Annotated in this window: 3 protein-coding genes; all 3 read left to right on the forward strand. The window is 74.5% G+C overall.

The window, feature by feature from the left end:
• A partial coding sequence (locus tag I5E_RS03580; protein WP_031261390.1) for a metal ABC transporter permease occupies positions 1–669 on the forward strand: 669 nt, incomplete at its 5' end.
• Positions 666–1,838, forward strand: a complete 1,173-nt coding sequence (locus I5E_RS03585) for a hypothetical protein (RefSeq protein ID WP_031261393.1) — start codon at positions 666–668, stop codon at positions 1,836–1,838. The genes I5E_RS03580 and I5E_RS03585, both read left to right, overlap by 4 nt.
• On the forward strand, positions 1,835–2,241 hold a 407-nt coding region (locus I5E_RS03590), incomplete at its 3' end, for a metal ABC transporter solute-binding protein, Zn/Mn family (protein ID WP_022905785.1). The genes I5E_RS03585 and I5E_RS03590, both read left to right, overlap by 4 nt.

Genomic DNA, 2,241 nt, shown 5'->3' on the forward strand with positions numbered 1-2,241 from the left:
GCGCCCGCGGTGATGGTGCTCGGGGTCGGTGCACTCCGCCGACGGGCCCGGCTCTCGTACGACACGTCGATCGGGCTGCTGTTCGTCGGCATGCTCGCCCTCGGGGTGATCATCGTCTCCTCCTCGAGGTCCTTCGCGACCGACGTCACCGCGATCCTGTTCGGTGACGTCCTCGCCGTCACCCGTGCGGACCTCACCGGCCTGGCGATCGCCGTCGCGGTGGCGCTCGGGACCGCGGTGTTCTTCCACCGTCCGTTCACGGCAGCGGCGTTCGACGTCCGGAAGGCCGCGACCCTCGGCCTCCGCCCACGGGCCGCCGAGATCGTGCTGGTCGGGCTCGTCACGCTCGCGGTCGTCGCCTCGTACCGGGCGGTGGGCACGCTGCTCGTCGTCGGACTGCTCCTCGCCCCGGCAGCCGCCGCCCGCGCATGGACCCGGCACGTCGGCTCGACGATGGCGCTCGCCGCCGGGATCGGCATCGCGGCCGTGCTCGTCGGGCTGCTCGTCTCGTGGCACCTCGGCACCGCCGCGGGAGCGAGCATCGCCGCCGTCGCCGTCGCCGGGGTCGGCCTCTCGCGCACGGCCGCGTCGCTCAGCACCCTGGTCCGCGACCGGACCCCCGGGGCAGAACCACCGACAGCAGTACCAGCACCTCGAGAGGCAGCATGACCCACTCCACCCGGCGCACTCCCACGCGCACTCTGCTCACCACGAGCCTCGTCGTCGGACTCACCGTCGCGACGGTGGGCTGCTCGTCGGGGACGGCCCCCGGCGACGCCAGCACGACCGCCCGGCCACACGGCTTCGTCGAGGGGGCGAGCGAATCCCGGGAACCGCAGCTGCGCCTCCTGGTCGTCTCCGGGACGGGCGAGACCGTCCTGCACGACCTGCTCAGCAGCGAGACGACCGCGCTCGACGACGTCGACGTGCCCATGCACTCCGCCACTGACGGCCGGTTCCTCGTGACGAGCTCCGACCGCCGCACCACGATCGTGGACGGCGGTGCCTGGACGGTCGACCACGGCGACCACACCCACTACTACGCGGCGGAGCCGCGGGTCGTCGGCACGATGGCGGGGGGCGGTCCGGTCGAGGTGCACTCCTCCGAGACGACCACGACGATCACCTGGCGGGAGCGGAACGAAGCGGTCGTCCTCGACCGAGCCGCGCTCGGTCAGGGGACCGTCGAGGAACGGACCCGGATCGACGCACGGGTCCTGCTCCCCGACGGAGACCGCCTCGTCGCCGCCACCGACGACGTCGTCCGGGTGCTCGACGCCGACGGCTCGCCGACCGGCACCGAGGCGGCGTGCACCGACCCGGCCGGAGGCATCGTCACCCGGGCCGGCTCGGTCGTCGGCTGTTCCGACGGCGCGGTGGTCGTGGACGACGACGGCGCGACGGCGGTGCCGTTGCCCGACGGTGCCGAACGGCCGACCTCGTTCGCCGCCCGCGCCGGACGACCGACGGTCGCGGGCCTGGCCGGTGACGCCGGCTTCTGGCTGCTCGACAGCCGCGAACACTCGTGGCGCCTGGTGCCGACCGAGCGCCCACTCCGCGCCGTCGCCGCGGTCGACGACGCCGACGAGCACGTGGTCGGCGTCGACGAGACCGGGCGGGTGGTGGTGCACACGCTCGCCACCGGAGCGATCGTCGCGACCGACCCGCTCGTCGCCGGCGACGCTCCGCCCCTGCTGCAGCTCGACGCGAACCGCGCTTACCTGGCCGACCGCGGGACGGGGACCGTGCACGAGATCGACTTCGCCGACGGCGCACGGGTCGCCCGGACCATCGACCTCGGCGTGGCCCCGGCCGCGTTCGCGGAGGTCGGACCGTGACGCGGGCACGCACACGGACCGTCGTCGTCACGGTCCTCGCCGTGGTGGGTGTCGCGTTCGGCGCGGGCGGGTGCACCGCTGCTCCCGGGCAGGACCGGCCACTCGTCGCCGTCACCACGAACATCCTCGGCGACGTCGTCTCGGAGGTCGTCGGCGACGCGGCCGAGGTGATGGTGCTCATGCCCGCCGGAGCGGACCCGCACTCGTTCGAGGTCTCGGCGCAGGAGGCCGCGCGACTCCGCACCGCCGACCTCGTGGTGGAGAACGGGCTGGGCCTCGAGGAGGGCGTGTCCCGGCACGTCCGGGCCGCGGCCGACGACGGAGTCCCGGTCTTCACGGCCGGCGACGCGGTCGAGGCCCTGGAGTCGACGAGGGAGGACGACAGCGGGCCGGACCCGCACCT

This window comes from Curtobacterium sp. B18, from assembly GCF_000333375.1.
Taxonomy (GTDB): Bacteria; Actinomycetota; Actinomycetes; order Actinomycetales; family Microbacteriaceae; genus Curtobacterium.

What these genes read in the sequence shown, in the direction of transcription:
- I5E_RS03585 (WP_031261393.1), top strand. Translation starts at nt 666, where the DNA reads ATGACCCACTCCACCCGGCGCACTCCCACGCGCACTCTGCTCACCACG.